The sequence below is a fragment of the Micromonospora sp. genome, assembly GCF_048594385.1.
Classification (GTDB): domain Bacteria; phylum Actinomycetota; class Actinomycetes; order Mycobacteriales; family Micromonosporaceae; genus Micromonospora; species Micromonospora wenchangensis.
In genome coordinates, this window is sequence record NZ_JBMDWU010000440.1 from 1 (window position 1) to 24,874 (window position 24,874).

Annotated in this window: 28 protein-coding genes; 12 read left to right on the forward strand and 16 right to left on the reverse strand. The window is 72.7% G+C overall.

The window, feature by feature from the left end; translation table 11 throughout:
* The coding region (locus ACOJTC_RS24120) for an endonuclease/exonuclease/phosphatase family protein (RefSeq protein ID WP_420118597.1) at window positions 1–389 on the forward strand (389 nt) is incomplete at its 5' end.
* Here the strand turns inward: ACOJTC_RS24120 and ACOJTC_RS24125 are convergent.
* The 4 genes from ACOJTC_RS24125 to ACOJTC_RS24140 form a co-directional block, all read right to left on the reverse strand.
* Window positions 312–1,283: a bifunctional 5,10-methylenetetrahydrofolate dehydrogenase/5,10-methenyltetrahydrofolate cyclohydrolase gene (locus tag ACOJTC_RS24125; RefSeq protein ID WP_420118598.1), complete on the reverse strand. Its 972-nt coding sequence runs from the start codon at window positions 1,281–1,283 to the stop codon at window positions 312–314. The genes ACOJTC_RS24120 and ACOJTC_RS24125 overlap by 78 nt on opposite strands.
* Window positions 1,284–1,545: 262 nt before the next feature.
* Window positions 1,546–2,241: a cation transporter gene (locus tag ACOJTC_RS24130; RefSeq protein ID WP_420118599.1), complete on the reverse strand. Its 696-nt coding sequence runs from the start codon at window positions 2,239–2,241 to the stop codon at window positions 1,546–1,548.
* Complete coding sequence (locus tag ACOJTC_RS24135; protein ID WP_204924619.1) at window positions 2,241–2,558, reverse strand: ArsR/SmtB family transcription factor; 318 nt, start codon at window positions 2,556–2,558, stop codon at window positions 2,241–2,243. The genes ACOJTC_RS24130 and ACOJTC_RS24135 overlap by 1 nt, the downstream gene beginning before the upstream one ends.
* A 90-nt stretch (window positions 2,559–2,648) precedes the next feature.
* Window positions 2,649–3,653 carry a tyrosine-type recombinase/integrase gene (locus tag ACOJTC_RS24140; RefSeq protein ID WP_420118600.1) on the reverse strand — a complete coding sequence of 335 codons (1,005 nt, stop codon included), beginning with the start codon at window positions 3,651–3,653 and terminating at the stop codon, window positions 2,649–2,651.
* 649 nt (window positions 3,654–4,302) lie between these two features.
* On the opposite strand from ACOJTC_RS24140, the gene ACOJTC_RS24145 reads away from it, so the two are divergent.
* Both ACOJTC_RS24145 and ACOJTC_RS24150 read left to right on the forward strand, forming a co-directional pair.
* Window positions 4,303–5,712 carry an OFA family MFS transporter gene (locus tag ACOJTC_RS24145; RefSeq protein ID WP_420118601.1) on the forward strand — a complete coding sequence of 470 codons (1,410 nt, stop codon included), beginning with the start codon at window positions 4,303–4,305 and terminating at the stop codon, window positions 5,710–5,712.
* On the forward strand, window positions 5,709–5,834 hold the full coding sequence (locus ACOJTC_RS24150) for an MFS transporter small subunit (protein ID WP_363653198.1): 126 nt from the start codon (window positions 5,709–5,711) through the stop codon (window positions 5,832–5,834). Before ACOJTC_RS24145 ends, ACOJTC_RS24150 begins: the two co-directional genes overlap by 4 nt.
* Window positions 5,835–5,853: 19 nt before the next feature.
* Here the strand turns inward: ACOJTC_RS24150 and ACOJTC_RS24155 are convergent, their stop codons facing one another.
* Window positions 5,854–6,582 (reverse strand): SDR family oxidoreductase, encoded by a 729-nt coding sequence (locus ACOJTC_RS24155; protein ID WP_420118602.1) that lies wholly within the window; start codon window positions 6,580–6,582, stop codon window positions 5,854–5,856.
* Between the two features lie 173 nt (window positions 6,583–6,755).
* Here ACOJTC_RS24155 and ACOJTC_RS24160 point away from each other — a divergent pair, with 173 nt between their 5' ends.
* Together ACOJTC_RS24160 and ACOJTC_RS24165 are read left to right on the forward strand one after the other, a co-directional pair.
* A complete protein-coding gene (locus ACOJTC_RS24160; RefSeq protein WP_204924189.1) occupies window positions 6,756–7,208 on the forward strand; it encodes a peroxiredoxin in 453 nt (150 codons plus the stop codon).
* A gap of 66 nt (window positions 7,209–7,274) precedes the next feature.
* A complete protein-coding gene (locus ACOJTC_RS24165; RefSeq protein ID WP_420118603.1) occupies window positions 7,275–7,976 on the forward strand; it encodes a hypothetical protein in 702 nt (233 codons plus the stop codon).
* A 73-nt stretch (window positions 7,977–8,049) separates the two neighbouring features.
* On the opposite strand, the gene ACOJTC_RS24170 is transcribed toward ACOJTC_RS24165, so the two are convergent.
* From ACOJTC_RS24170 to ACOJTC_RS24180, 3 genes are all read right to left on the reverse strand, one after another.
* A complete protein-coding gene (locus tag ACOJTC_RS24170; protein WP_420118604.1) occupies window positions 8,050–9,252 on the reverse strand; it encodes a GNAT family N-acetyltransferase in 1,203 nt (400 codons plus the stop codon).
* A gap of 115 nt (window positions 9,253–9,367) precedes the next feature.
* Window positions 9,368–10,366 carry a cytochrome d ubiquinol oxidase subunit II gene (cydB, locus tag ACOJTC_RS24175; RefSeq protein ID WP_420118605.1) on the reverse strand — a complete coding sequence of 333 codons (999 nt, stop codon included), beginning with the start codon at window positions 10,364–10,366 and terminating at the stop codon, window positions 9,368–9,370.
* Window positions 10,367–10,380: 14 nt separating this feature from the next.
* Complete coding sequence (locus ACOJTC_RS24180; protein WP_377681960.1) at window positions 10,381–11,787, reverse strand: cytochrome ubiquinol oxidase subunit I; 1,407 nt, start codon at window positions 11,785–11,787, stop codon at window positions 10,381–10,383.
* Window positions 11,788–11,959: 172 nt separating this feature from the next.
* On the opposite strand from ACOJTC_RS24180, the gene ACOJTC_RS24185 reads away from it, so the two are divergent.
* Genes ACOJTC_RS24185 through ACOJTC_RS24200 form a run of 4 tightly spaced genes read left to right on the forward strand, consistent with a single transcriptional unit; the run spans window position 11,960 to window position 15,729 of the window.
* Window positions 11,960–12,736, forward strand: a complete 777-nt coding sequence (locus ACOJTC_RS24185; protein ID WP_204924194.1) for a lysophospholipid acyltransferase family protein — start codon at window positions 11,960–11,962, stop codon at window positions 12,734–12,736.
* Window positions 12,737–12,789: 53 nt separating this feature from the next.
* The gene (locus tag ACOJTC_RS24190) at window positions 12,790–13,557 is read left to right on the forward strand and encodes a glycerophosphodiester phosphodiesterase (RefSeq protein ID WP_420118606.1); all 768 of its coding nucleotides are present in this window, start codon (window positions 12,790–12,792) and stop codon (window positions 13,555–13,557) included.
* A gap of 15 nt (window positions 13,558–13,572) precedes the next feature.
* Window positions 13,573–14,967 (forward strand): MFS transporter, encoded by a 1,395-nt coding sequence (locus ACOJTC_RS24195; RefSeq protein WP_420118607.1) that lies wholly within the window; start codon window positions 13,573–13,575, stop codon window positions 14,965–14,967.
* Window positions 14,968–15,012: 45 nt separating this feature from the next.
* Window positions 15,013–15,729, forward strand: coding sequence for a thymidine kinase (locus ACOJTC_RS24200; protein WP_204924197.1), 717 nt, complete (start codon window positions 15,013–15,015; stop codon window positions 15,727–15,729).
* A 13-nt stretch (window positions 15,730–15,742) separates the two neighbouring features.
* Here the strand turns inward: ACOJTC_RS24200 and ACOJTC_RS24205 are convergent, their stop codons facing one another.
* Window positions 15,743–16,201 carry a hypothetical protein gene (locus tag ACOJTC_RS24205; RefSeq protein ID WP_420118608.1) on the reverse strand — a complete coding sequence of 153 codons (459 nt, stop codon included), beginning with the start codon at window positions 16,199–16,201 and terminating at the stop codon, window positions 15,743–15,745.
* 110 nt (window positions 16,202–16,311) lie between these two features.
* Here ACOJTC_RS24205 and ACOJTC_RS24210 point away from each other — a divergent pair, with 110 nt between their 5' ends.
* The gene (locus ACOJTC_RS24210) at window positions 16,312–18,018 is read left to right on the forward strand and encodes an acyl-CoA dehydrogenase family protein (RefSeq protein ID WP_420118609.1); all 1,707 of its coding nucleotides are present in this window, start codon (window positions 16,312–16,314) and stop codon (window positions 18,016–18,018) included.
* Here ACOJTC_RS24210 and ACOJTC_RS24215 read toward each other — a convergent pair.
* From ACOJTC_RS24215 to ACOJTC_RS24230, 4 genes are all read right to left on the reverse strand, one after another.
* On the reverse strand, window positions 18,011–18,598 hold the full coding sequence (locus tag ACOJTC_RS24215; protein WP_357927642.1) for a TetR/AcrR family transcriptional regulator: 588 nt from the start codon (window positions 18,596–18,598) through the stop codon (window positions 18,011–18,013). The genes ACOJTC_RS24210 and ACOJTC_RS24215 overlap by 8 nt on opposite strands.
* Window positions 18,599–18,644: 46 nt before the next feature.
* The gene (locus tag ACOJTC_RS24220) at window positions 18,645–19,643 is read right to left on the reverse strand and encodes a tyrosine-type recombinase/integrase (protein ID WP_420118610.1); all 999 of its coding nucleotides are present in this window, start codon (window positions 19,641–19,643) and stop codon (window positions 18,645–18,647) included.
* 127 nt (window positions 19,644–19,770) lie between these two features.
* Window positions 19,771–20,193 carry an Hsp20/alpha crystallin family protein gene (locus ACOJTC_RS24225; RefSeq protein ID WP_204924202.1) on the reverse strand — a complete coding sequence of 141 codons (423 nt, stop codon included), beginning with the start codon at window positions 20,191–20,193 and terminating at the stop codon, window positions 19,771–19,773.
* 193 nt (window positions 20,194–20,386) lie between these two features.
* Entirely contained in the window at window positions 20,387–21,499 is a 1,113-nt protein-coding gene (locus ACOJTC_RS24230) for an FAD-dependent oxidoreductase (protein WP_420118611.1), read from the reverse strand.
* Between the two features lie 57 nt (window positions 21,500–21,556).
* Between ACOJTC_RS24230 and ACOJTC_RS24235 the strand changes: the two genes are divergently transcribed.
* The gene (locus tag ACOJTC_RS24235; protein WP_420118612.1) at window positions 21,557–22,240 is read left to right on the forward strand and encodes a TetR/AcrR family transcriptional regulator; all 684 of its coding nucleotides are present in this window, start codon (window positions 21,557–21,559) and stop codon (window positions 22,238–22,240) included.
* Between the two features lie 49 nt (window positions 22,241–22,289).
* Window positions 22,290–23,078, forward strand: a complete 789-nt coding sequence (locus tag ACOJTC_RS24240) for an NAD(P)H-binding protein (protein WP_420118613.1) — start codon at window positions 22,290–22,292, stop codon at window positions 23,076–23,078.
* 253 nt (window positions 23,079–23,331) lie between these two features.
* On the opposite strand, the gene ACOJTC_RS24245 is transcribed toward ACOJTC_RS24240, so the two are convergent.
* The 3 genes from ACOJTC_RS24245 to ACOJTC_RS24255 all read right to left on the reverse strand — a co-directional run.
* Window positions 23,332–23,820 (reverse strand): DinB family protein, encoded by a 489-nt coding sequence (locus ACOJTC_RS24245; RefSeq protein ID WP_420118614.1) that lies wholly within the window; start codon window positions 23,818–23,820, stop codon window positions 23,332–23,334.
* Window positions 23,820–24,464, reverse strand: a complete 645-nt coding sequence (locus ACOJTC_RS24250) for a class I SAM-dependent methyltransferase (RefSeq protein WP_420118615.1) — start codon at window positions 24,462–24,464, stop codon at window positions 23,820–23,822. The genes ACOJTC_RS24245 and ACOJTC_RS24250 overlap by 1 nt, the downstream gene beginning before the upstream one ends.
* On the reverse strand, window positions 24,461–24,874 hold a 414-nt coding region (locus ACOJTC_RS24255; RefSeq protein ID WP_420118616.1), incomplete at its 5' end, for an alpha/beta fold hydrolase. The genes ACOJTC_RS24250 and ACOJTC_RS24255, both read right to left, overlap by 4 nt.

The following is a 24,874-nucleotide window of genomic DNA, read 5'->3' on the forward strand; positions in this document are numbered from 1 at the left end:
TCATCCTCCTGCGCGACGAACCCCGCGTCGTCCTCGCCGCCGTCCTCGACACCCCCCACGGCCCCCTCACCGCCGCCGCCACCCACCTGTCCTTCGTCCCCGGCTGGAACGCCTACCAACTCCGCCACGTCGTACGCGCCCTACGCGCCCTACCCGCCCCCCGCATCCTCCTCGGCGACCTCAACATCCCCGCCGGCCCCGCCCGCCTCCTCACCGGCTGGCAACCCCTCGCCCGCCACCCCACCTACCCCGCCACCGCACCCCGCGTGCAACTCGACCACATCCTCGCCGACCCCCACGACCGGCACCGACTACCCCCGGTCACCGCCACCGCCACCCCCCGCTCCACCATCTCCGACCACCGCCCCCTCATTGTCGACCTCGGCTGAACCCCGACCGGCAGCCCGCTGCGCCGCCCGCAACGCGTTACGGAACAACATCGCCACCGTCGTCGGACCCACCCCACCCACCCGCGGCGTGATCGCCCCCGCCACCCGCGCACACGACTCGTCCACATCCGGCAACAACCGACGACCCTCGTACCGCACCCCACCACCCACCACCACCGCACCCGGACGCACATGCTCCGGCCGCACGATCCCCGGCACCCCCGCCGCCGCCACCAGGATCTCCGCCCGCCGCGTGTACCGCGGCCAGTCCGCCACCCCCGTGTGCACCACCGTCACCGCTGCGTTCGCCGTCGGCCGCTTCTGCGCCAACAACATCGCCAACGGACGCCCCAACGTCGCACCACGACCCAACACCACCACCTCCCGCCCCGCCACCGGCACCCCGTGGAACGCCAACAACGCCTCGATCCCCGCCGGCGTACACGGCAACGGCCCCGGCAACCCCAACGCCAACCGGCCCATGTTCACCGGATGCATCCCGTCCACGTCCGAATCCGGATCCAACACCTCCAACGCCCGGTCGTAATCCAGATGCCCCGGCACCGGATGCTGCACCAACACCGCGTGCACCCCGGCGTCGTCGTTGAAATCCCGCAACACCCGGTGCAGATCGGCCTGCGACGCCGACCCGGGCAACCGCACGTGCGGCGACGCGAACCCCAACTCCGCCGCCTGCCGCTGCTTTATCCGGATGTACCCGGCACTGGCGTCGTCGTCACCCACCAGTACCGTCGCCAACGCCGGCACCACCCCGGCCGCCCGCAACGCCGCCACCCCGTCGGCAACCTCGGCGAGAATCCGCTCCGCCACCGGCCCACCCGGCAACAACCGGGCCATACCAGGCGTGGGGGAGAGGGAAGAGGAAACAGACATGACTCACCTCGACCACGGGGGCCCAGGCGGTCGACCCCCGCGACGAGCTCCCCGATGGTTGACCCATCCCCGTGCCGCCAGTCGCGTCCACCCACACCATCCCACACCCACCCACACCCCGTACGCCCGCGCCACACGGGCCGTTCCCAGGTTCCGGCGAAACCCGACGCCGACAAACTGATCCGCCTCGGGAACGGCTACGTGTGCCACCCGAGGGTCGACGACCGCCCGAGCACACGGGTCCGACGGGCCGGCGCGGCCGTCACCGCGGGCTGCCGGGCGCGCAACATCCGTCGGACGTCGGGCCGCTGTCGGATATGACCGGGGTGCAGCAGGTGTGCCCGCGCCAAGCGTCGCGGCCTTCTCTGACGGCGACGGCGGCGATGACCAGCGCAGCGGCGGGGTCGGCCCACCACCAGCCGAACAGCGAGTTGACCGCCAGACCCACCAGCAGGACCGCGGACAGATAGGTGCACAGCAGCGTCTGCCTGGAGTCGGCCACCGCCGACGCCGACCCCAACTCCCGCCCGGAGCGGCGCTGAACCGACGACAGCATCGTCATCACCATCAACGACAGCACGGCGAGCACCAGTCCCACGGTGGAATGCTCGGCCCGGTCGCCGCCGACCAGAGCCCGCACCGACTCGACGGTCACGTAGGCGGCCAGGGCGAAGAATGAGCCGGCGACGATCCGCAGCGCGGTTCGTTCGCGGCGTTCGTGGTCAGCGGCGGTGAACTGCCACGCCACCGCGGCGGCCGAGGACACCTCGATGACCGAGTCCAACCCGAACCCGACGAGCGCGGTGGAGTCGGCGAGGGTGCCGGCGGTGAGCGCGACGGCCGCCTCGATCACGTTGTAGGCGATGGTGGCCGCCACCAACAGGCGGACCCGGCGCACCAGCGACGCCCGCCGCGTCGGGCTCGGCTCGGCGCTCAGCAGCGGCAGCGGCCCGGTCATCAACAGCACCCGTCGGTGCCGGCGCAGGCGGCCGGGTCGACGGCGAGGACCAGGCCGAGCAGGTCACCCAGGGCGTGCGCGAGCCGGGCGTCGGCCAGTTCGTACCGGGTCCGTCGACCCTCGGGGACGGCGACGACCAAGCCGCAGCCGCGTAGGCAGGCCAGGTGGTTGGACAGGTTCTGCCGGCTGGTGCCGAGCAGATCGGCGAGCTCGGCCGGGTAGCCGGGGCGCTCGCGTAACGCGAGCAGCAGCCGGGCCCGCACCGGGTCGGACAGGGCATGGCCGAAGCGGGCAAGGACCTGACCGTGCGTCAGCATCTCCACACCACGACAGTACAGCGGTCGCTGTATTCAGCAAGCGGTGAACCGTCATGCTCGACAGCCGCCGCACCCCGGACCACCCCACCCTCAGCCCGGACGCCCTCCTGACACCAACCCCACCAACACCCGGTTCGTCCGGTTCGACCGCACCGCCGCCCGCTGCTGACCCGCCGTCACCTCGATGTACGTCTGCGACGACGCCAACGACGCATGCCCCAACAACCGCATGATCTCCGCCGCCCCCGCCCCGTCCTCGGCCAACCGGGTGGCGAACGTGTGCCGCAACGCGTGCAACCGGGCCCCCGCCGGGACCCGATCGGTGATCCCCGCCCGCCGGTAACAGGAATCCACCAGATACTGCAACCCGCCCCGACGCAGCGGCTCACCCCGCCGATCCACGAACAACACCCCGTCCGGTCGTACGCTGCGCGCCCCGAACCGCCGCCGCCGACTGTCCAGGTAGGCCGCCACCACCTCGTCCAACTCCGGCTCCACCGGCACCACCCTCGGCCGGCCACCCTTGCCGGCCACCGCCACCCGCCGCTCACCGGCCCGCCCCGACACCGACGACACCCGCAACGCCAACAACTCCGCCAGGCGCAGCCCCGCGCACAACGCCAGCGCCAGCACCGCGACGTCCCGCTCCGGCCACGGATCACGCTGCCGCGCGTCCTCCCGCGACACCGACGCCAGCAGCACCTCCGGGGTGTCCTCGCCCCGCAACGGCTTGGGCTGGGGGAGCGGGTTGCGGGGACGCCCCACCGCGGGCATCGGGTTGCCCGCCACCACCTGCTCGGCCACCAGGAACGAGAAGAACCCGTTCCAGCTCGACCAGGCCCGGTGCACCGACGCTGCCGCCCGGGGCGCGGCGAACCGGGCGAACGCCGCCCGCATCAGCCGGGGGGAGAGGGCGGAGATCGTCAGCTCGTGGGGGGACAGGGGAGGGCTGCACTCCTCGCCGGCCAGCGCCGCGACGGCCAGCAGGTCCCGCCGGTACGCCTCCTGCGTGTGTGGGGAGGGCTTGCGGGTGGCCCGCGCGGTCAGGAACTCCTCGACGAGCCGTCCAACCGATTCGTCCTGTTTGTCATGCATAAGGGATATTATGCAGGTTTCTCGGGTTGTCGGGAACCCAGGGGAGGGGAGCGACATCAGGCTGCTCCGCACTGCATCCGGGCCGGGTTCCACCTGCCGACATCGCCTGCACCCTCGGCGGGCTGTCAGTGCGCCCGAGCGGGAGTCTCGCGGCTCGGCATCCGTCCGGGTGGTGGTGGAGCACCAGTCCGGAGTGCGCGCAGCGGGGCTGTGGGTCGCGTGACGCCCGGGACGCCGCAGTGGACCGGCGGACGTCTTGGGGCGCCGTCCGCCCCGGCAGACCACGCACACGAACCGACGTCCCACCGGCACACCGGCGGCTCGTCGGCTGCCTGACCCGCACAGGCGTCCCGTCGGATCCGGCGCGGCAGTGCGACCCGCTGTTGCGCGGTGGACACCACGCGGGTGCGAGAAGCGGTTGCGGCCCCGAAGGTGGGCACTCGCCATCCCGGGTGCCCGAAGGCCGGCAGGGGGCTTCTCTCCGGCTTAGCTTTACATAATGTGCATTATCGAACTTGTATCGGGACGGCGGTGGCAGCCGGCTGGCTCACCGGGACGACCGCTGGGCGCGGCACCGGTTTGCCCGCCGTAGGTGGCGGGGGCATGTGACGGGAGCACGTCACCGCGATGTTCCGGAGAGGAAGCACCGATGCTGTCCGCACTCGACCGTCGGCACACCGTCGCGCCGCCCGGGTACAGCCGCTGGCTGATCCCCCCGGCGGCGCTGGCGATCCACCTCTGCATCGGCCAGGTCTACGCGACCAGCGTCTACAAGAACTCCCTGATCGCGCACTTCGACGCGAGTCAGACGGCGATCGGGGTGATCTTCAGCATCGCGATCGTGATGCTGGGGTTGTCGGCGGCGGTCGCCGGCACCTGGGTCGAGGCGAACGGGCCGCGCAAGGCGATGTTCGTCTCGGCGTGTTTCTGGGCGGCCGGGTTCGGCGTCGGCGCGCTGGGCATCGCCACCGGGCAGCTGTGGCTGCTGTACGTCGGCTACGGGCTGCTGGGCGGGATCGGGTTGGGTATCGGCTACATCTCCCCCGTGTCCACGTTGTTCAAGTGGTTCCCGGACCGGCCGGGGCTGGCCACCGGTCTGGCGATCATGGGTTTCGGTGGTGGGGCGATGGTGGCCTCTCCCCTGTCGCGTCAGCTGCTGTCGTTGTACGACTCCGGGTACGACCCGGCGGACGCCGGATCGACGGCCTCGGGGCCGGCGCTGGTCTGGTTGTTCGTCACGTTGGGTGTCGGCTACTTCGTCATCATGATGTTCGGGGTGGTCAACGTGCGGGTGCCGGCGGCGCGCTGGCGGCCGGACGGGTTCGATCCGGCGGCGGTGGCGGCGAAGCCGCTGGTGACCACGGCGAACGTGTCGGCGGCGAACGCGGTGCGGACCCGGGCGTTCTGGCTGCTGTGGGTGGTGTTGTTCTGCAACGTGACCGCCGGGATCGGGATCCTGGAGCAGGCCAGCCCGATGATCCAGGACTTCTTCCGCGACGGGGGCGGCTCGGCGGTGTCGGTGGCTGCGGCGGGCGGGTTCGTGGGCCTGTTGTCGTTGTTCAACATGGCCGGTCGGTTCGTCTGGTCCTCGACGTCGGACATGCTCGGCCGTAAGCCGATCTACCTGGTGTACCTGGGTGTGGGGATGGTGCTGTACGCGGCGCTGGCCCTGGTGGGGCAGACGGCGACGGCGCTGTTCGTGCTGCTGGCCTGCGTCATCCTGTCGTTCTACGGCGGTGGGTTCGCGACCGTTCCGGCGTACCTGCGGGACCTGTTCGGCACGGTCGAGGTGGGGGCGATCCACGGCCGGTTGCTGACCGCGTGGTCGGCGGCGGGGGTGGCCGGGCCGTTGATCGTCAACGCGTTCCTGGACGCGCAGGGTGAGCCGGGGACGTTGACGGCGTCGGCGTACCGGCCGGCGTTGTTCACGATGGTCGGGGTGCTGGCGGTGGGGTTCGTGGCGAACCTGCTGGTGCGTCCGGTGCCGCAGCGGTACCACGAGCCGCCCGGTGGGCGGAACACGGATGTGGTGACGACGCAGAAAGGTGGCGCGCGATGAACGAGGACGGTCCCCGGGGGCAGCGGGTCCGGTTGTGGGTTTCCTGGTCGGTGGTGTCGGTGCTGCTGGGTTACGGGGTGGTGCAGACGGTGCTGACGGCGGCGAAGCTGTTCACCGGTTGAGAGGGTGTGGCGCTGGCGGTCAGAGGCCGCCGGCGACGCGCAGCACCGCGCCGGTGGTGTAGGTGGCGTCGGGTCCGAGCAGCCAGGCGACGGCGCCGGCGACCTCGTCGGGTTCACCGGCGCGGCCGAGCGGGATGCGCCCGGCGGCGGTGTCGGCGCGGTCGGGTACGCCGGAGCCGGTGTGGATGTCGGTGCGGATGATGCCGGGGGCGACGGCGTTGACCCGGATGCCGCGGGGGGCGAGTTCCTTGGCCAGGCCGATGGTGAGTGTGTCGGTGGCGGCTTTGACGGCGGCGTAGTGGATGTACTCCCCCGGGCTGCCGAGGGTGGCGGCGGCGGAGGAGATGTTGACGATGGCGCCGCCGTGGGTGAGCCGGTGGGCGGCCTGTTGGGCGCAGAGGACGTACCCGATGAGGTTGACGTCGACGACGCGGCGCAGGTCGTCGGGGCGCAGTGCCGTGAAGGGGCCGATGGGGCTGGTGACGCCGGCGTTGTTGACCAGGGCGGTGAGGGGGCCGAGGTCGGCGGCGGCGGTGAAGAGGCGGTCGATCTGGGTGGGGTCGGTGGTGTCGGCGGGGACGGCGACGGCGCGGCGGCCGAGGCGGTGGATGTCGGCGACGACGGCGGCTGCGGCGGCGTGGTCGCGGTGGTAGCCGATGGCGAGGTGGTGGCCGGCGGCGGCGAGCCGTCGGGCGGTGGCGGCGCCGATGCCTCGGCTGCCGCCGGTGATGACGGTGACCGTGGTCATTGTCCCTGCTCCCCTGCCGGTCCGGTGTGCGGTGGTGTGACGGTACCGTCCGCGCCGGTGTGGTGGGCAGGGTGTGGGTGCTCACGTGGCGCGGTGGCGCGGCGGTGGGTGGGGTGATCGCTTACGCTCACCGCGTTTCGGACGGATCGGATCGGTGGAGGTGTGTGGTGGGTGTGAGTGTCGGTGATCTGGTGGAGGATTTCGTGTTGCCGGATCAGACGGGTGCGCCGCGGCGGTTGTCGGAGTTGTTGGCGGCGGGGCCGGTGGTGTTGTTCTTCTATCCGGCGGCGATGACGCGTGGCTGTACGGCGGAGAGTTGTCACTTCCGGGATCTGGCGGCGGAGTTCGCGGCGGTGGGGGCGCAGCGGGTGGGGATCAGTCGGGATGCGGTGGAGAAGCAGGCGGAGTTCTCCCGGATGCACGGGTTCGACTATCCGTTGTTGTCGGATGTCGACGGTGTGGTGGCGCAGGCGTTCGGGGTGCGGCGGCGGTTGCCGTTGGGGCCGTTGAGCACGCGGCGGATGACGTTCGTGATCGGTCAGGACCGGCGGGTGCTGGCGGTGGTGCACAGCGAGTTGGGGATGAACGAGCACGCGGACGAGGCGTTGCGGGTGCTGGGGGGCTGATCTTCCGGTTGTCGTGGTGGGCTGGTATCAAGGCAGGATCAGACACGTGTACGAAAGAGGGTTGTGATGGCGGGCCAGGGTTTGTCCGATGACGAGGTGCGGGGTATCCGGGAGGCGTTGGCGGCGGGGCGGAAGCCGAAGGTGGTGTTCACCGCGTCGGCGGGGCAGATCGCCGGGCAGGTGGGTCAGGTGGTGGAGGTGACCGATCCGGCGGTGTCGGACGAGTTCGTGGTGGTGCGGTTCGGTCGCGACGAGTTGCCCTTCTCCCCCGCCGATCTGGCGGTGGCGCCGCGGGGTGCGGGTCGTCGGGTGGTGGAGGTGAAGTCGGAGCCGGTGGTGGAGCAGGTGGAGCCGACGGCGAGGGCGGAGCCGGAGTTCGTGTTGGACACGCCCCGGGTGCCGGTGCAGAGGCGGGAGGAGCCGAAGGTGGAGCAGCAGTCCGTGCCGGTGGAGAAGCCGGCGGCGCGGCGGCCGGCGAAGGTGGCGAAGCCGAAGGGGCCGGCGGGTTTGACGGTGACGTTGGCGTATGCCGATGGTGAGTGGACGGTGGCGGCCCAGCAGGGGGCGAAGGCGTTGGCGAAGCCGTACGTGGTGAAGCCGGCGGAGGCGTTGCGGATGGTGGCGTTGGTGGATGTGCCGGGGGTGCAGGAGGCGGTGGAGCAGATCCTGTCGGCGGAGCGGTCGGAGGCGGAGCAGCAGGCGGAGAAGTTGCGGGCGGAGTTGGCGGAGATCGAGGCGCGGTTGGCGGAGTTGCGCGAGGCGCGGTGAGGTGGGGCCGGTGACGGCTGTGGTGGGGGGCTGGTCGGGGGCAGCCGATGCGGAGGCCCCCGGCCGGGGTGGGTCAGAAGTAGTCGCCGAGTTGGGCGGGGCCGGGGGCGGCGAGTAGGTCGAGTGGGGTGGGGTCGGTGCCGGTGGGGTGGTGCAGCAGGCCGGCCTGGGCGACGGTGCGGGCGGTGGCGGTGCCGGTGTAGAGCAGGGCGAAGCCGCGGACGGTCAGGTGCAGGTCGGCGGGGGTGGTGGTGCGGCGCAGGTCGGCGTGGCCGTCGGTGATCTCCAGGTGCCAGGTGCCGGTGTTCCAGTCGGCGAGGGGGTCGTCGAGGGTGAAGGTGGCGGTGCCGTGCAGGTGTGGTGGCCAGCCCCGGTCGCGGATGGCGCGGGTGACGTCGACGGGGCGGTGCATCCAGGTGTCCTGTTCGTGTTCGCGGGCCTTCTCCACGGGCAGGTGGGGGGTGAGGGGGTCGCCGGGGAGGAGGGTGAGGCGCAGGGTGGGGGCGACGCTGTGCCAGCTGGCGAGGATGCCGACGAGTTCGCGGGCGGCGTCGGCGGTGGTGGCGGCGAGGTCTTCGACGGTGATGGTGCCGTCGTCGCCGTAGTGGTTGCGGCGGTTCCAGCCGGCGTAGCCGACGAGGTGGCCGTGGTGTTCGACGAGGGTGAGGCCGTCGTAGGGCAGGGTGTTGTCGGTGGTGTGGCGGGTGCGGCGGTGTTCGTGCAGGGGGCCGCTGCGGGCGAGTAGGCCGCGGCGGTGGCGGATGGTGTGGGTGTGCAGTTCGTCGACGGCGGTGAGGTCGGCGGCGGTGCCGGGGCGGACGGTGAGGTGTGGGCTGGGGTGGTGGCGGGTGAGTAGGGCGGTGGGGAGGTTGACGGTGCGTAGGGTGCCGGCGGTTTCCCAGCCGCAGGCCCGGTAGGGGGCGGCGACGGTGGGGAACAGCGCGCTGACGGCGGCGTCCCGGTCGTGTGCGCCGCGCAGGAGGGTGGTGAGCAGGGTGCGGGCGACGCCGCGGCCGCGGGCTTCGGGGGCGACGGCGACGCTGGCGATGTCGGCGGCGGCGATGGTGCGGCCGTCCCACCACTGGTGGTGGTGCAGGTCGACGGCTTTGCCGATGAGGCGGCCGGTGTGGTCGAACGCGCCGTAGCGGGTGGTGCCGGGGGTGGTGGTGGGTGGTGGCGCGGGTTGCGGGTCGGAGCCGAAGGCGGTGCGGCCGAGGTGCCAGGCGGCGGTGGTGTCGTCGTCGGTGAGTTCCCGGACGTGGGGGTCGTGCGGCATGCGGCGACGATAGCGGTGGGTGGGCTGGTCGGCGACGGGTTTGTGGTGGACGCGTTGCGGGGCCGGTGCGACCCCCTCGCTCCGGCCCCGCGTCCCCGCGCCCCTCGCGCGTCTTTCAGTGTTGCGGGATGTTCTGTACCCCGATTCGCTTGCGGAACACCCAGTAGGTCCAACTTTGGTAGGCGAGGACGATCGGGGTGAAGACGACGGCGACCCAGGTCATGATTTTCAGGGTGTAGGGGGTGGAGGCGGCGTTGGTGGCGGTGAGGGTGCCGGCGGGGTCGCCGTTGGAGGGCATGACGTTGGGGAACAGGGCGGTGAAGAGGGTGGCGACGGCGAGGGCGATGGCCAGGGCGGTGCCGGTGAAGGCCCAGCCTTCGCGGCGTACGCGGGCGGCGGCGAGTGCGCCGAGTAGGGCGAGTGCGGCGCCGGCGGCGAGGACGATGGCGGCGGGGTTGGCGCGGATGGTGAGGGTCCAGGTGAGGAAGGCGACGGCGACGACGGCGGTGCCGACGCCGAGGGTGACGGCGAGGGTGCCGGCGCGGTGGCGGATGTCGCCGGTGGTCTTGAGGGCGAGGAAGACCGCGCCGTGGGTGAGGAAGAGGCCGAGGGTGGTCAGGCCGCCGAGTAGGGCGTAGGGGTTGAGCAGGTCGATCAGGCTGCCGACGTATTCGTGGTCGGCGTCGAGGGGTACGCCGCGGAAGATGTTGGCGAAGGCGACGCCCCAGAGGAGGGCGGGGATGGCGGAGCCCCAGAAGATGGCGTGGTCCCAGCGGCGTTTCCAGGAGGCTTCGGGGCGCTTGTGGCGGTATTCGAAGGCGACGCCGCGGGCGATGAGGGCGAGCAGGATGAGCAGTAGGGGCAGGTAGAAGCCGGAGAAGAGGGTGGCGTACCACTCGGGGAAGGCGGCGAACATGGCGCCGCCTGCGGTGATGAGCCAGACCTCGTTGCCGTCCCAGACGGGGCCGATGGTGTTGATGAGGACGCGGCGTTGCCGGTCGTCGCGGCCGAGGACGGGCAGGAGCATGCCGACGCCGAAGTCGAAGCCTTCGAGGATGAAGTAGCCGGTGAAGAGCACGGCGACGAGGAGAAACCAGATGGTGGTCAGTTCCACGGTGGGGCTCCGGGTCAGTAGGCGAAGGCGAGCGGGCGCTCGGCGTCGTCGGTGTCGTCGGGGGTGGGGGTGATGTCGGGTACGCCGGCGCGGGCGTAGCGCAGGAGGAGTTTGAATTCGATGACGGCGAGGGTGGCGTAGATGAGGGTGAAGGCGGTGAAGGAGGTGAGGACTTCGGTGAGGGAGACGCTGCGGGAGACGCCGTCGCGGGTGAGCATTTCGCCGAAGACGATCCAGGGTTGGCGGCCCATCTCGGTGAAGATCCAGCCGAAGGAGTTCGCGAGCAGTGGGAGCACGGGCATGATCAGGCCGGCGCGTAGCAGCCACCTGTTGGTGGGGGTGCGGCCCTTGCGTTGGGTCCAGAGGATGAGCAGGGCGATGGCGGCGGCGGCGAGTCCGAAGCCGATCATGAAGCGGAAGCTCCAGTAGGTGACCGGGATGATCGGGGTGTAGCTGCCGGGGCCGTACTGGCTGGCGTACTGGGCCTGGAGGTCGTTGATGCCGTGGACGGTGCCGTTGGGGTCGCCGGTGCCGAGGTAGGACAGCAGGTAGGGGATCTTGAGGGCGAAGATCTCGCGGTTGCCGTCGAGGCTGCCGACGGTGAGTACGGAGAACGAGGCGGGGCTTTCGGTGGTGTAGAGGCCTTCGGCGGCGGCCATCTTCATGGGCTGCACCTGGGTCATGATCTTGCCTTGGATGTCGCCGGTGAGGACGACGAGGGTGGCGGAGATGAGGACGACCCAGGCGCCGAAGCGGGTGGCGTGGCGGTAGGCGTCGGTGTCGGGGTTGTCGCGGCGGCGCATGAGGTGCCAGAGGCCGACGGTGGTGACGAGGGCGCCGGCGACGAGGAAGGCGCCGGCGAGGGTGTGCGGGAAGGTGATCAGGGCGACCTTGTTGGTGAGGACGGCGACGAAGTCGGTGAGTTCGGCGCGTCCGGTGTCGGGGTTGAAGCGGTAGCCGACGGGGTTCTGCATGAACGAGTTGGCGGCGAGGATGAAGTAGGCGGACAGGTTGGTGCCGATGGCGGCGGCCCAGATGCTGGCGAGGTGCAGGCGTGGGGGTAGCCGGTCCCAGCCGAAGATCCACAGGCCGATGAAGGTGGATTCGAGGAAGAAGGCGACGAGGGCCTCGATGGCCAGGGGTGCGCCGAAGATGTCGCCGACGAAGCGGGAGTAGTCGGACCAGTTCATGCCGAACTGGAATTCCTGCACGATGCCCGTGACGACGCCCATGGCGAAGTTGATCAGGAAGAGTTTGCCGTAGAACTTGGTGAGTTTGAGGTATTTCTCGTCGCCGGTGCGGTGCCAGCGGGTCTGGAGGATGGCGACCAGGACGGACAGTCCGATGGTCAGTGGTACGAAGAGAAAGTGGTAGACGGTGGTGACACCGAACTGCCAGCGGGCGACGTCCAACGCGTCCACCGGGATCCCCCTGCCATTGATACTACGAGACGTAGTAGATACTACCGCGCGTCGTAGGTTGTCGGGCAGGGTCGGGGGTCCCGACCCGACCCGGGACCAATGACCCTGATCACCACGGGCCGCACGACCCGGCTCCGGTCCTCCCCCACCCCCGTGCGACCATCGGCGACTGATGGACACCCCGCGCCCCGGCTGGCAGCCACCCCTGTTCTGGCGTGCCGCCCAACTGCTCGCCCGGCTGGTCGTCGCCCTGTTCGCCCGCCTGGAGGTCAGCGGGGACGTCCCCGCGCACCTGCGCCGGGGGCCGCTGATCCTGGCCGCCAACCACATCAGCCCCTTCGACCCCATCGTGCTGGGCGCCGCCTGCCGCGCCCGGGGCATGTCGCCCCGCTTCATGGCCACCGGTGGGCTGTTCCGCACCCCGGGGCTCGGCGCGCTGATGCGCCACGCCGGGCACCTGCGCGTCGACCGGGGCACCACCGGCGTACGCCGGGCACTCGACGACGCCGCCGCAGCGGTCACCGCCGGGTCGGTGGTGCTGGTCTACCCCGAGGGACGTATCGGGCTGGACCCCGGCATGTGGCCCGAACGCGGCAAGACCGGCACCGCCCGCCTCGCCATGGCCTGCGACGCCCCGGTGGTGCCCGTGGCCCAGTGGGGGTCGCACGAGGTGCTGCCCTACCGGGCGCCCCGGGGGATGCTGCGCGCGCTGGCCCGGACGCTGGTGCGCCGCCCGGTGATCCGGGTCCGCTTCGGCGCGCCCCTGCACCTCGGGGACCTCTCCCCCGACGCGCCCGGCGCGGCCCGCCGGGGCACCGACCGGATCATCGACGCGATCACCGACACCCTGGTGCCACTGCGTCCCGACGAACCGGACGGACCCCGCCACGTCGACCCGGGGCGTCCCGTCGACACCAGCCGGGTCCACCGCCGCCCCACCTCGGCCTGACCCGCCGCCGGTCGGCCACCCGCCGGCCACCGGGGGCGGGCATACTGCGCTGCGTGTCGACCCGAGCCGGCTACCTGGACGCCCCCACCCCGCTGGCCTTCGCCCACCGCGGTGGCGCCGCCGACGGCGACGAGAACACCGTCGCCGCGTTCACCCGGGCCGTCGAGCTGGGCTACCGGTACGTGGAGACCGACGTGCACGCCACCGCCGACGGGGTGTGCGTGGTCTTCCACGACGCCACCCTGCGCCGGGTCACCGGGCAGCGGGGCCGCATCGCCGACCTGCGCTGGGCCGACCTGGCGACGGTGCGGGTCGGCGGCGCGGCGGTCGTGCCGCGGCTCGACGAGGTGCTGGCCGGGTGGCCGCAGGTCCGGTTCAACATCGACGTGAAGGCCGACGGTGGCGTCACCCCGGCGGTCGAGGCGGTGACCCGCGCCGGCGCGGCCGACCGGGTGCTGCTGGCGTCGTTCAGCGACGCCCGGCTGGCCCGGCTGCGCGCGGCCACCGGCGGCCGGGTCGCCACCGGCCTGGGCATGCGCGGGGTGGCCCGGCTGTGGCTGGCGTCGCGGCACGGCCGGCCGCTGCGGCTGCCACCGTCGGTGGTGGCCGCGCAGGTGCCGCCCCGCTGGGCCGGGGTGCCGGTGGTCGACCGCCGGTTCCTGGCCTACTGCCGCCGGCTGGGGGTGCACGTGCACGTCTGGACGATCGACGAACCTGCCCGGATGCACGACTTACTGGATCGTGGTGTGGATGGCATCATGACCGATCACGTCGGCGTGCTGCGCGACGTCTACCGCAGCCGCGGCCTCTGGGCCGCCTGAGCCCCGAGGACCCCGATGGCCGACCCGGTCACCACCACCCCCACCGCCACCGGCACCCCGGCGGGCCTGCGCCGGGAGCGGCGCGGCTGGTACCTGTACGACTGGGCCAACTCGGCCTTCCAGACCACCGTCATCACGGTGTTCCTCGGCCCGTTCCTCACCACCGTCACCGAACTGGCCGCCGGCTGCGAACTCGGCGCGGACACCTGCGACGGGTACGTGCACCCGCTGGGCATCCGGGTCGCCGCCGGCTCCTACTACCCGTACCTGATCTCGCTGTCGGTGCTGTTGACCGTGTTCGTGCTGCCGGTGGTCGGGGCGATCGCCGACCGGACGGTGCACAAGAAGCGGCTGCTGGCCGGGGCGGCGTTCACCGGCGCCGGGGCGACCGTCGCGATGGCGTTGGTCACCGGCGAGCGGTACCTGCTCGGTGGGGCGTTGTTCCTGGTCGCCAACATCGCCTTCGGCGCGGCGGTGGTGGTGTACAACTCGTTCCTGCCGCAGCTGGCCGGCCCGGACGAACGCGACGCGGTGTCCAGCCGCGGCTGGGCCATCGGCTACCTCGGTGGTGGTCTGCTGCTGGCGTTGAACCTGGTGGCGGTGACCCTGCTCAGCGAGGACGACAACCCGCAGCGCACCCTGGACCTGGCCCGCTGGTCGATCGTGTCGGCCGGGGTGTGGTGGGCGGTGTTCACCCTGGTGCCGCTGCGGTGGCTGCGGGAACACCCCACCGCCGAGGCGCTGCGCGGGGCGGGCCGCAACGTGGTCACCGACGGGTTCCGGCAGCTCGGCCGGACCCTGCGGGAGATCAAGGCGTACCCGTTGACGCTGTTCTTCCTGCTGGCGTTCCTGGTCTACAACGACGGCATCCAGACGGTGATCACCCTGGCCAGCCAGTACGGCACCGAGGAGCTGCGGCTGGGGCAGAGCACGCTGATCGTGACGATCCTGCTGGTGCAGTTCCTCGCCTTCGGCGGGGCGTTGGCGCTGGGGGCGTTGGCCCGGCGCATCGGGGCGTGGAAGACGGTGCTGCTGTCGCTGGTGCTGTGGACCGGGGTGATCATCGGGGCGTTCCGGTTGCCCGCCGAGGCGCCGCTGCCGTTCATGATCCTCGGTGGGGCGATCGGTCTGGTCCTCGGCGGCAGCCAGGCATTGAGCCGGTCGCTGTTCAGCCAGCTCATCCCCGCCGGCAAGGAGGGCGAGTACTACGGGTTCTACGAGATCAGCGACAAGGGCACCAGTTGGCTCGGTCCGCTGGCGTTCGGCCTGGTCTTCCAGCTCACCTCCTCCTACCGGGTGGGTCTGGTCTCCCTGCTGATCTTCTTCGTGGTGGGGTTCGCGTTGCTGGCCGCCGTGCCGATCCGCCGGGCCATCGTCGCCGCCGGCAACACCCCGCCCCGGGTGCTCTGACCATCGGCCGAATCCACCCGCGCCGATGGGCTAGGCTGCCCCGACGTGACCGACGACGCCGCTGCCACCCCCACCTGCCTGGCCCGTCCCCTGCCCGGCCCGCATGACGGGGGAACCGGCTGTGCCGCCGCCCGGGGCGTCGACGGCCGCCCGTTGCACGCCGCCGCGTTGAAGTTCTTCTGGGGTCCGATGGACTGCGGCAAGTCGACGATGGCGTTGCAGATGAACTACAACCACGCCCGGCAGGGCCGCCGGGGCCTGGTCACCACCCGCATCGACCGCTCGTTGGGGCCGCAGGTGACCACCCGCATCGGGTTGGCCCACACGGCGGTGGAGGTGACCGACGAGCTGGACCTGCGGACCCTGGTCCGTGACACCTGGGCCGAGGGGGTCCGCATCGACTACCTGATCTGCGACGAGGCGTCGTTCTACGACGTGGCGCACGTCGAGCAGATGGCCGAACTGGTCGACGGCTACGACGTCGACGTGTACGCCTTCGGCCTGGCCACCGACTTCCGGTCGTGCCTGTTCCCGGCCGCCCGGCGGCTGTTCGAACTGGCCGACGAGGTGGCCCGCATCCAGGTGGAGGTGCTGTGCTGGTGCGGGCGGGAGGGGCTGCTCAACGCCCGCGTCGTCGACGGGCGGGTGGTCCGCGAGGGTGCGCAGGTCGTCATCGGGGACACCGTCGACACCGCCGACGTGCGCTACCAGGTGCTGTGCCGGCGGCACTACCGCTCCGGCGACCTGGGCCCGCGCGCCTGACCCGGCGGGCGGGTCAGTACGGGTCGCCGCAGACCCGCCACTTCCCGTCCTCCTTCACCACCGGCAGCCGCCGCTGCTCGTCGGCCCCGCCGTCGCGGGTGACCCGCACCGCCACCTCCCCCGCCGGCCGGCCCCCCTTGGTGCGGACCGACACGTCGAGGATCTCGTAGCCGGTGACCACCGGCGGGGTGCGGACCCAGCCGGCGAACCCGACCTCGCTCCACCGGCTGCGGGTCGGCGCGCACAACCGCCGGTAGGCCTGCTCCACCTCACCGGCGGACAACTCCCGCAGGAACCCGTCGGCGGTCTCCCGCACCGGGCCGGTGGCGCCCGCCACCACCTGCACGTTCCACAGCCCCAGCCCGGCCACCCCGACCAGGCACAGGCCGACGGCCAGTCCCCCCAGGAACAGGCCGGTGCGCACCGGGCGACGCCGCCGCGCCGGTCGGGTCCACGCCTGCTGCACGCTCATCACCTGCGACGGTAGGCGGCGGGCCGGGGCGGCGCAGGCGGTTCGCCCCCTGTCGCGCCGCCGGGGCGATCGTCTACCGTCGGCGCACACCCCTGGTGAAGGAGCGACGGATGAGCCGCTACGTGCAGCCGGTGCCGGACATCGACGACCCGTACGCCGGTGACCGGCTGCTGCGGTCGTGGCTGACCCGGCAGCTCGGCGCGGACGGGCACACCGCCGCGCGGGACCGGCTGACCGCGCTGGCCGCCGACGTCGTCGGGCCGCTGCGCGCCGCGCACGCCGACGCCGAGGCCCACCCGCCGACGCTGGTCCGCTACGACCCGTGGGGCGCCCGTGTCGACCGGATCGACACCAGCGGCGGCTGGCAGGCGCAGCGGGCCGCCGCCGCCCGGCACGCCGTGGTCGCCCTGCCCTACCTGGATTCGGCGCGCGGCACGTGGGGGGCCGCCGCCCGCGTCGTCCAGCACGCACTGTTGCACCTGTACGGGCCGGAGTCGGCGACGTTCTCCTGCCCGGTGGCGATGGCCGACGGGGCCGCCGCGCTGCTGAGCACCCCCGACGTCGACGCGCTGGTGCGCGACGCGTGGCTGCCCCGGCTGGTCGCCACCGACCCGGACACGGCGATCGTCAGCGGGCAGTGGATGACCGAGTCGCAGGGCGGCTCCGACCTGTCCGGCACCGGCACCCTCGGCCGGCCCGCCGCCGACGGGTCGTGGCGGCTGACCGGGGAGAAGTGGTTCTGCTCGGCCGCCGACGCGGCGATGGCGGTGGCGTTGGCCCGGCCGGAGGGTGCCGGGCGGGGCAGCCGGGTCCTCGCCCCGTTCCTGGTGCCCCGCTACGCGGCCGACTCGCCGCTGGCCGGTGCCACCGCCGCCCCGGATGGTCCCGCCCCCGGGGTGGTGGTGCGCCGGCTCAAGGACAAGCTGGGCACCCGGGCGTTACCGACCGCCGAGATCGGGTTGCGGGACGCGTACGCGCTGCCGTTGGGTGACCCGGCGGTGCCGGGGCTGGTGCGGGCGATGACCCTGGTGGTGGTGACCCGGGTGCACAACGCGTCCGCCGCCGCGTCGGGAATGCGCCGGGGCCTGTCCTACGCGACGGCGTACGCGCGTACCCGGCGGGTGGCCGGTGGGCTGCTGGCCGACAATCCGCTGCACCGGGCCACCCTCGGCGCGTTGGCGGTCGACGCGGCGGGCGCGTTCGCCCTGGCCGGACACGCGTTCGCGTTGCTCGGCCGGGTCGAGGTCGGCGGCGACCCGCAGGCCGCCGCGGAGCTGCGGGTGGTCGCGCCACTGGCGAAGCTGGCCACCGGACGGCTGGCGGTGTCGTCCGCCGCCGAGTACGTGGAGGCGTTCGGTGGGGCCGGCTACGTCGAGGACACCGGCGTGCCGAGGCTGCTGCGTGACGCGCAGGTCCTGCCGATCTGGGAGGGCACCACCAACGTGCTGTCGGTGGACGTGCTGCGCGCGGTCACCCGGGAGGACGCGGCCGGCCCGCTGCTGGCGCGGCTCACCGCCGCCGCCGACATGGCCCGCCCGCTGTCACCGGTCCTGGCCGACACGCTCGCCACGGTGGCCGGGGAGCTACGGGCCACCCTCGGTGAGGTCACCGCCGACCCGACGTCGGCGACGGTCCTGGCCGGCGCGCGTGCCCTGGCCCTGCGGATGGCGTACGCGCTGGCGGCGGCGCTGCTGGTGGAGCACGCCGCGTGGGGTGACGGTCAGGCCGAGGTGGCCGCCCGGTTGTGGACGCGGCGGTGGCTGCGGCACGAGGACATCTCCGCCGACGCCCACCACCACCTCGACCTGCTCACCTGACCCGGGTCAGCGCGCCGTGCAGGAACAGGTCGACCAGGTCGGTGGTGGACGGTGTCGTGGTGGCCAGCGGGCCCGGCGGGGACAGCAGACCGAGGAACAGGTCGGCGAGCTGGTCGGGCGGGAGCCGTAGCCGGTCGACGTCGGGGGTGAACAGGGCGGCCACCGCCGAGCGGACCGCCGTCGCCGCCGTGCCGGCCGGTGGCGGGTCGGGTCGGGCCCGACCGGCGGCGTGCAGGGCGCCGAGCACCGCGCCCAGCCGGGCCAGGTGGGCGTGGACCGCCACGGCGGCCTCGGTGAGCCGACCGGGGAGGGGCTGGCGTCGGTCGATGCGGGTCAACCGGTCGAGCAGCGGGTCGGGGCGCAGGACCTCGGCCACGCAGGCGTCGAGCAGCGCCTGCTTGTCGGCGAAGGCGCGGAACACGGTCGCCTCGCCGATCCCGGCGGCCCGGGCCACCTCGGCCGTGGTCAGGGTGGTGCCCCGGCGGGTCAGCAGGGGCAGCGCGGTCTGCACGATCATGGCGCGGCGGCGGTCGGCGGCCATGGCCGGCGCGCGTCGTCGGCGTCCCCCGGGTGCCGTCATGGCACCACACTCGGGAGTGAGCGCTTACTCCGTCAACCGGTTTTCGTCAGCCGCGCCGCCGGGCCCGCGCCGCCCAGATGACGTACGCCGGGTCCCGGTCGAGGTTGTGCCGGTCCCGGTCGTAGCGGCGGGTGGTCCGCGGGTCGGCGTGCCCCATCGCGTCCTGCACGTCCTCCAACGGCACCCCCTCCTCGCGGGCGGTGGTGGCGAAGGCGTGCCGCAGCGAGTGCGGGGACAGCTTCGCCGCCGCGGCGATGCCCGCCGTGGCGGGCTGCCGGAGCACCAGCCTGAACACCGAGTGCCGGTCGAGTCGACCGCCGGTCGTGGTGGCCAGCAGCGGCCCGGTCAACGCCTCGACGGCCACCCCGGTCGCCGCCGCCCGCTCGGCCAGGTAGGCGTCGAGGGCGTACGCGGTGCCCGGGGTGAGCGCCCGGCGGCGGGACTTGCCGCCCTTGCCGACGAACCGGACGCTGCGGTGCCCCCGTTCGGCGCCGAGGTCGGTCAGGTCGAGGGAGACCAGTTCACCGACCCGCAGGCCGAGGTCGGCCAGCAGGGCGACGGCGGCCCGGTTGCGGGCTGCCGTCGGTCCGGTGTCGGTGTCGGCGGCGGCCAGCAGCGCGTCGACCTCCTGCGGCGTGAGGCCGACGGTGGCCGAGTGGTCCCGGTCGATGCGCGGCCGGTCGGCCCCGGAGACCGGGTTGGCGTCCACCGCCCGCAGCTTCACCAGGAACTCGTACCAGCTGGACAGGGCGGACAGTTTCCGGGCGACGGTGGCCGGGGTCAACGGCCGGCCGCTGCGCGGCGACGGGGTGGCCTCCAACTGCCGGGCGTAGGCGTTGACGTCGAGGAAGGTGGCCCGCAGCGGGTCCAGGTCACCGGCGGCGCACCAGGTGAGCCAGCCGGCGATGTCGCGCCGGTACGCGTCGCGGGTGTGCGCCGACAGCCGACGGTTACGCAGCCACGCCTCGGTGAAGTCGACAGGTGTGCCGGTCAGCGCCGGGCGGGTCGCGGTGCGGGGCAGGACGGGGCCGTCGGGACGCAGCATGCGAGAAAGACTCTCAGCCCCGGTGGGTAATCACGGTGAGGCGCGCCCGGGCTGATTGCCCGACGCCCGGGCGCGATGGCGTTCGGCCCGGTGGGGGCCGGTGCGGCCCCCACCGTGGGGGTGGCGGTCAGGCGGTGATCTGCCGGTGTCCGTTACCGGCAGTGACCGGGACCCGACGCGGCTTGGCCCGCTCGGCGATCGGGATGCGCAGCGTCAGCACCCCGTGCTCGTAGGCGGCCTCCAGCCGGTCGGTGTCGAGGGTGTCGCCGAGGAACAGTTGCCGGGAGAAGGTGCCCATCGGCCGTTCGGCGGCGACCAGTTCGATGCCGTCGGAGGTGGGGCGGCGGCGCTGCGCGCGGACGGTCAGCACGTTGCGCTCCACCGTGCAGTCGATGCTGTCGGGGTCCACCCCGGGCAGGTCGAACGCCGCGTGGAAGTGGTCGCCGTCGCGCCAGGCGTCCAGGTGCATCACCGCGGGGCGGCTGGTGGTGCCGAAGAGCTGCTCGGCGAGCCGGTCGATCTCACGGAAGGGGTCGGTACGCATCAGCATGGTCGTGCCTCCTCGGTTTCCTCGGGCCGAAGGTTTCCGGTTGAGTTGAGTCGGGGTGGCTCAACTCGTACTTCAGTATTTACCTCGTCCCGGCGCGCCCGTCAACCCCGTCGTCGTACGCCGGTAGACCCCCTGGTCAAAGCTCAGCAGGGCCTCGTCGACCAGGTGCCGGCGGACCGTGGGCGCACGGTGGTCAGGAGGGCTGGACCTCGTCGAATAGGGCGAGGGCGGTGGCCGGGTCCGGACCGACCAGGCGTTCCAGACCGGCCGTGGTGATCGCCGCCCACCTGCCGGCCCGGGCCCACATCCGTTCCTCCCAGGCCCGCACGACCCCGTCCAGATCGTCGGGGTCGGCGGCGACGGACTCCGCGAGCTCGGCGCCGTCGAGCATCGCCAGGTTCGCCCCCGCCCCCAACGGCGGCATCAGGTGCGCGGCGTCACCCAGCAGCGTCACCCCACGCACGTGGGCCCACGTGTGGGACACGGGAAGGACGTGGATCGGACGGTGGGCGAACGCGGTGCCCCGGCCGACCAGGTCGCGCACCGGTTGCGCCCACCCGTCGAACAGGGCGAGCAGGGCCGACCGCGTCGCCTCCACGTCGGCCAGGTCCAGCTGCGCGTGCCAGTCCAGCGGCGCGCGGAGCTGCGCGTACACCGTGACGTGGCCGCCGCTGCTGCGCTGGGCGACGATCGCGCGGTTCACCCCGTACACGGCGACCGCGCCGTCGCCGATCAGCTCGGCCAGGTCGGGGTGGCGGGTGTCGACGTCGTCGAGGGAGGTCTCGACCGCGGTGACGCCGGTGTACGTCGGGGTCACCGGCGACACCGCGGGCCGCACCCGCGACCATGCGCCGTCCGCGCCGACCACGAGATCGAACGTCTCCTGCCGCCCGTCGGCGAAGTGCACGAGCGCGCCGTCGGTGGGCCCCACCCGGGTCACCTGGTGTCCCCACCGCACGTCGAGCGAGTCGAGCAGCAGGTCACGCAGTTGCCCACGGTCGATCTCCGGGTTGGCCCGCTCGTCCGGTCGGGGTCGCCAGTCCCGCAGCACGGTTCCCGCCGGGTCGAGGATGCGCATGGCCTGCCCCTCGGGACGGGACAGCTCCCGGAACCGTGCCGTCAGCCCCGCCTTGTCCAGCGCCAGTTGGCCGAGCCCCTCGTGCAGGTCCAGCGTGCCCCCGGGGGGACGGGAGTCGGGCCCGCGATCGCGTTCCAGGACGACGACGGGATGGCCGAGGCGGTGCAGGACCCGGGCGAGGGTGAGGCCGCCGGGGCCGGCACCCACCACGGCGATACGATGTCTCATGGCGATACACTGTATTGACACCGACCGTGTCGCCGCCACCCATCCGGAGGTGACCGCATGACCGTGTGGGACCGGCCGGCACCGCCGCCTCCCCCGGTGCCGCTCGACCGGGAACGGATCGTCGCCGCCGCCGTCGCGCTGGCCGACGAGGGCGGCCTAGCGGCGGTGTCGCTGCGCAAGGTCGCCGCCCGCCTCGACGCCGGCCCGATGCGGCTGTACGGCTACCTCGCCACCAAGGACGAGTTGCTCGACCTGATGGTCGACGCCGTGTACGCCGAGATCATCCCCGCCGAACCGCCCGCCGACTGGCGGGAGACACTGCGGGTCGTCGCCCACCGCACCCGGCGGACCGTGCTGCGGCACGAGTGGCTGGCCGACCTGCTCGGCGGCCGACCCACCCTGGGGCCGAACGGCCTCGCCGTGACCGAGACCCAACTGGCGGCCCTCGACGGGCTCGCCGACACCGACACCGTCCTGCGCGCCGTGGAGACCGTCGGCGCCTACGTCATCGGCGCGCTCCGACGGGAGATCGCCAACCTGCGGGCGGAACGCGCCACGGGCCTGTCCAAACGCGACTGGCAGCGCGCCCACGGCCCGCGCGTGACGAGGATCCTGGCCACCGGCCGCTACCCGGCGCTGGCCCGGGCCGTGCACGACGGCACCGAGGTGGACGCCGCGACCTCCTTCGCCACCGGCCTGGAGTGGGTCCTCGACGCCGTGGCCACCCGACTGCCCGGGTGACCCGGGAAACCCGGTTGTCGTCGACGGTGCCGCCGGTGATGGTGTGCCCATGCCCACCGAACTGTTTGCCGTCACCGCGGCCACCGGAGCCCTCGGCCGCTGCGCCGTCACACAGCTGCGTGAGCGGGTCGGGCCCGACCAGGTCGTGGCCATCGCCCGCGATCCCTACCGCGCCCGGCCGCTGGCCGTCGCCGTACGCCACGGCGACTACGACGTCCCCGACACGCTGGTCGAGGCGTTCGCCGGGGTCACCCGGCTACTGTTCGTCTCGTCCCCCGAGCTCGATCCCGCCCGTCGCACCGAACAGCACCGTGCCGTCGTGGTGGCGGCAGAGCGGGCCGGGGTCACCGATGTGGTCTACACCAGTTTCCACCCGATCGCCGGCCTCTTCGACGCCCACCGGGCCACCGAGGAGGCCCTCGCCGCGGCGGGCCCGGCCCACACGGTGCTGCGGAACCCGTTCTACACCGAGCCGTTCGTCGACGCGGCGCTCCGCGACGCCACGTCCGGGGCGGCGCTGGTGCACGCGACCGGGGGCCGGAACCTGACCACCGCCACCCGGGCCGACCTCGCCGATGCCGCAGTGGCCGCCCTGTTGCGCCCCGACACCCGGGGGCGGACCTACACCCTCACCGGCCCGGCGTGGACGTACCCGCAGGTGGCCGCCGCCCTCGGCGTCGAGGCCCGAACCGGCGGCGTGACCGGAGCGATGGGCTGGCTGCACGGGTTGGCCCGTGCCGGCGCCCTGGACGTGTCGACCGACCACCTACGTGACCTGCTCGGACGGACGCCGGCCGGCATCCTCGACCAGCTCCGGGAAGCCCACCCGCTCCGCTGAGCCCGGCCACGACGGCCGGCGAGGCATGCCTGAACCCCGCAGCGAAGCGGGGTGCAACAGAACAGTCATTATGGTGCTCCACCGTTATGCCCGTTTTGGCGGCTCCAATTATCGTATTGCAGTTATCGGTAATACGGTAATTGGACCGGAGTGATCGGTCGGCTGTCGAAGTGGCCCCGCACCCCCGGCCGCCCCCGTGCGGGGTGGGCCCGCCACTGCGGCGTCGGCGGCGGGCCAGCCGTACCACAGGCGGTCAGCGGCCGGTGGCGCCGTCGATCCTTTCGCGGATGATGTCGGCGTGCCCCGCGTGGCGTCCGATCTCCTCGATCATGTGGACCAGCACCCATCGCTGCGACGGTGGCAGGGCGCGGCCGGGTGGCCGGGGTGCCGGCCGGGTCAGCTCGGTCCAGGTGTCGATGACCTGGTTCGCCTGGGCGATCGTTGCCCGATAGGCGGCGAGCAGGCCGTCGACGGTGTCGTCACGGGTGGGCTGGAAGGTGCGGCGCATGTTGGTGATCGGTTCTTCGAGGAAGTAGAACCTCTCGACGGCGGTCACGTGTTTGATCAGCCCGAGGAGGTTGGTGCCGGAGGGCACGCCGGCGGTGCGTACCTCCGGCTCCGGCACGTCGGCGACCTTGTCCATGATCGCGGTGCGGAGGTAGTCGAGGAAGCCGACCAGGGTGTCCTTCTCCCCGGGGGCTGTCCAGGCGGGCCCGGTGTCCTTGCGTTTCCTGGGCGGCATCAGCGTGTCCGATCATGTCGTTGGATGAGCAGGACGTTGTCGGTGACGGTGGCGGTGGCGGTCCGGCCGCCCGGTCCGGTGGCCCGGCGGTGCGGCGTGTCGGCACGTACGACGGACCACCGGGTCGGGTCGAGGGCGAGCACGGCCGCGGTCTCGCCGGGTGAGGGGTGATGCGTGTCGGAATCCTTGTTCCACGACCAGGGTGCGGCCGAGCCGTGGTCGACGATCAGGAGATGACCGCCGGGGCGCAGGGCGTGCGCCGCGGTACGCAGCACCCGCGTGCGGTCCAGTGCGAAGGGGCTGTGCAGGTACTGCGCGGAGATCAGGTCGAACTGCCCGGCGGGGAAGCTCCGGGCCAGATCGTGCTGTTCGCCGTTCACCCGGTGGTCGATGCCGAGTCGCCGGGAGTGGGCACGTACCCGTTGGACGGCGGCGTCGGAGATGTCGACGGCGGTGACCTGCCAGCCGTGTCGGGCGAGCCAGATGGTGTCGCCGCCGACGCCGCACCCCAGGTCGAGGGCGTCGCCGGGAGGCAGTGTCCCGGCTGTCTGCGTCAACACCGGGTTGGGGTGCCCGGGGCCGCCGTCACGCCGGGCGCGGTGGTGCTGTTCCCAGAACGACTCGGCAGTGGGCGCATCGGTCATCGGTCCGCCCCCCTCGCGAAGAACTCCACCAGCTCGGTGGTGACGAATCCCGGGTTCTCCGCGATGAGCCAGTGCCCGGCCTTGGGCACCTCGACTGCGCGGGTGATGTCGGACATGAGGGGCTGCACCGTCGAGCGGGTGAAGTCGAGTGTGCCTTCGGCTGTCAGCAGCAGCGTCGGCATGGTGATCGGCTTCGCGGCCCTGTTGTCCCGCTCATCCTGGTCCAGGGTGCGGTAAAGCTCGAATCCACCGGTCAGCACCTGCGGGCGCTGGTAGGTGCGGGCGTACTCGTCGATCTGCTGCGCGGTGAAGGGAGCCTTCGCGCCCGGCCCGCCGAAGCTGGTCCCACCATGGGCGACGTACCCGTAGAAGAGGGACAGGTAGTCACGGACGTCGTCGTCGACCAGCAG

Bases quoted from the DNA above. Each gene is read 5' to 3' on its own strand.
- ACOJTC_RS24145 (WP_420118601.1), top strand. From the start codon at position 4,303: ATGCTGTCCGCACTCGACCGTCGGCACACCGTCGCGCCGCCCGGGTAC.
- ACOJTC_RS24185 (WP_204924194.1), top strand. From the start codon at position 11,960: ATGGACACCCCGCGCCCCGGCTGGCAGCCACCCCTGTTCTGGCGTGCC.
- ACOJTC_RS24250 (WP_420118615.1), bottom strand. From the start codon at position 24,464: ATGACCGATGCGCCCACTGCCGAGTCGTTCTGGGAACAGCACCACCGC.
- ACOJTC_RS24210 (WP_420118609.1), top strand. From the start codon at position 16,312: ATGAGCCGCTACGTGCAGCCGGTGCCGGACATCGACGACCCGTACGCC.
- ACOJTC_RS24230 (WP_420118611.1), bottom strand. From the start codon at position 21,499: ATGAGACATCGTATCGCCGTGGTGGGTGCCGGCCCCGGCGGCCTCACC.
- ACOJTC_RS24170 (WP_420118604.1), bottom strand. From the start codon at position 9,252: ATGCCGCACGACCCCCACGTCCGGGAACTCACCGACGACGACACCACC.
- ACOJTC_RS24235 (WP_420118612.1), top strand. From the start codon at position 21,557: ATGACCGTGTGGGACCGGCCGGCACCGCCGCCTCCCCCGGTGCCGCTC.
- ACOJTC_RS24135 (WP_204924619.1), bottom strand. From the start codon at position 2,558: ATGCTGACGCACGGTCAGGTCCTTGCCCGCTTCGGCCATGCCCTGTCC.
- ACOJTC_RS24165 (WP_420118603.1), top strand. From the start codon at position 7,275: ATGGCGGGCCAGGGTTTGTCCGATGACGAGGTGCGGGGTATCCGGGAG.
- ACOJTC_RS24125 (WP_420118598.1), bottom strand. From the start codon at position 1,283: ATGTCTGTTTCCTCTTCCCTCTCCCCCACGCCTGGTATGGCCCGGTTG.
- ACOJTC_RS24155 (WP_420118602.1), bottom strand. From the start codon at position 6,582: ATGACCACGGTCACCGTCATCACCGGCGGCAGCCGAGGCATCGGCGCC.
- ACOJTC_RS24240 (WP_420118613.1), top strand. From the start codon at position 22,290: ATGCCCACCGAACTGTTTGCCGTCACCGCGGCCACCGGAGCCCTCGGC.
- ACOJTC_RS24205 (WP_420118608.1), bottom strand. From the start codon at position 16,201: ATGAGCGTGCAGCAGGCGTGGACCCGACCGGCGCGGCGGCGTCGCCCG.
- ACOJTC_RS24215 (WP_357927642.1), bottom strand. From the start codon at position 18,598: ATGACGGCACCCGGGGGACGCCGACGACGCGCGCCGGCCATGGCCGCC.
- ACOJTC_RS24245 (WP_420118614.1), bottom strand. From the start codon at position 23,820: ATGCCGCCCAGGAAACGCAAGGACACCGGGCCCGCCTGGACAGCCCCC.
- ACOJTC_RS24150 (WP_363653198.1), top strand. From the start codon at position 5,709: ATGAACGAGGACGGTCCCCGGGGGCAGCGGGTCCGGTTGTGGGTTTCC.
- ACOJTC_RS24220 (WP_420118610.1), bottom strand. From the start codon at position 19,643: ATGCTGCGTCCCGACGGCCCCGTCCTGCCCCGCACCGCGACCCGCCCG.
- ACOJTC_RS24140 (WP_420118600.1), bottom strand. From the start codon at position 3,653: ATGCATGACAAACAGGACGAATCGGTTGGACGGCTCGTCGAGGAGTTC.
- ACOJTC_RS24130 (WP_420118599.1), bottom strand. From the start codon at position 2,241: ATGACCGGGCCGCTGCCGCTGCTGAGCGCCGAGCCGAGCCCGACGCGG.
- ACOJTC_RS24195 (WP_420118607.1), top strand. From the start codon at position 13,573: ATGGCCGACCCGGTCACCACCACCCCCACCGCCACCGGCACCCCGGCG.
- ACOJTC_RS24225 (WP_204924202.1), bottom strand. From the start codon at position 20,193: ATGCTGATGCGTACCGACCCCTTCCGTGAGATCGACCGGCTCGCCGAG.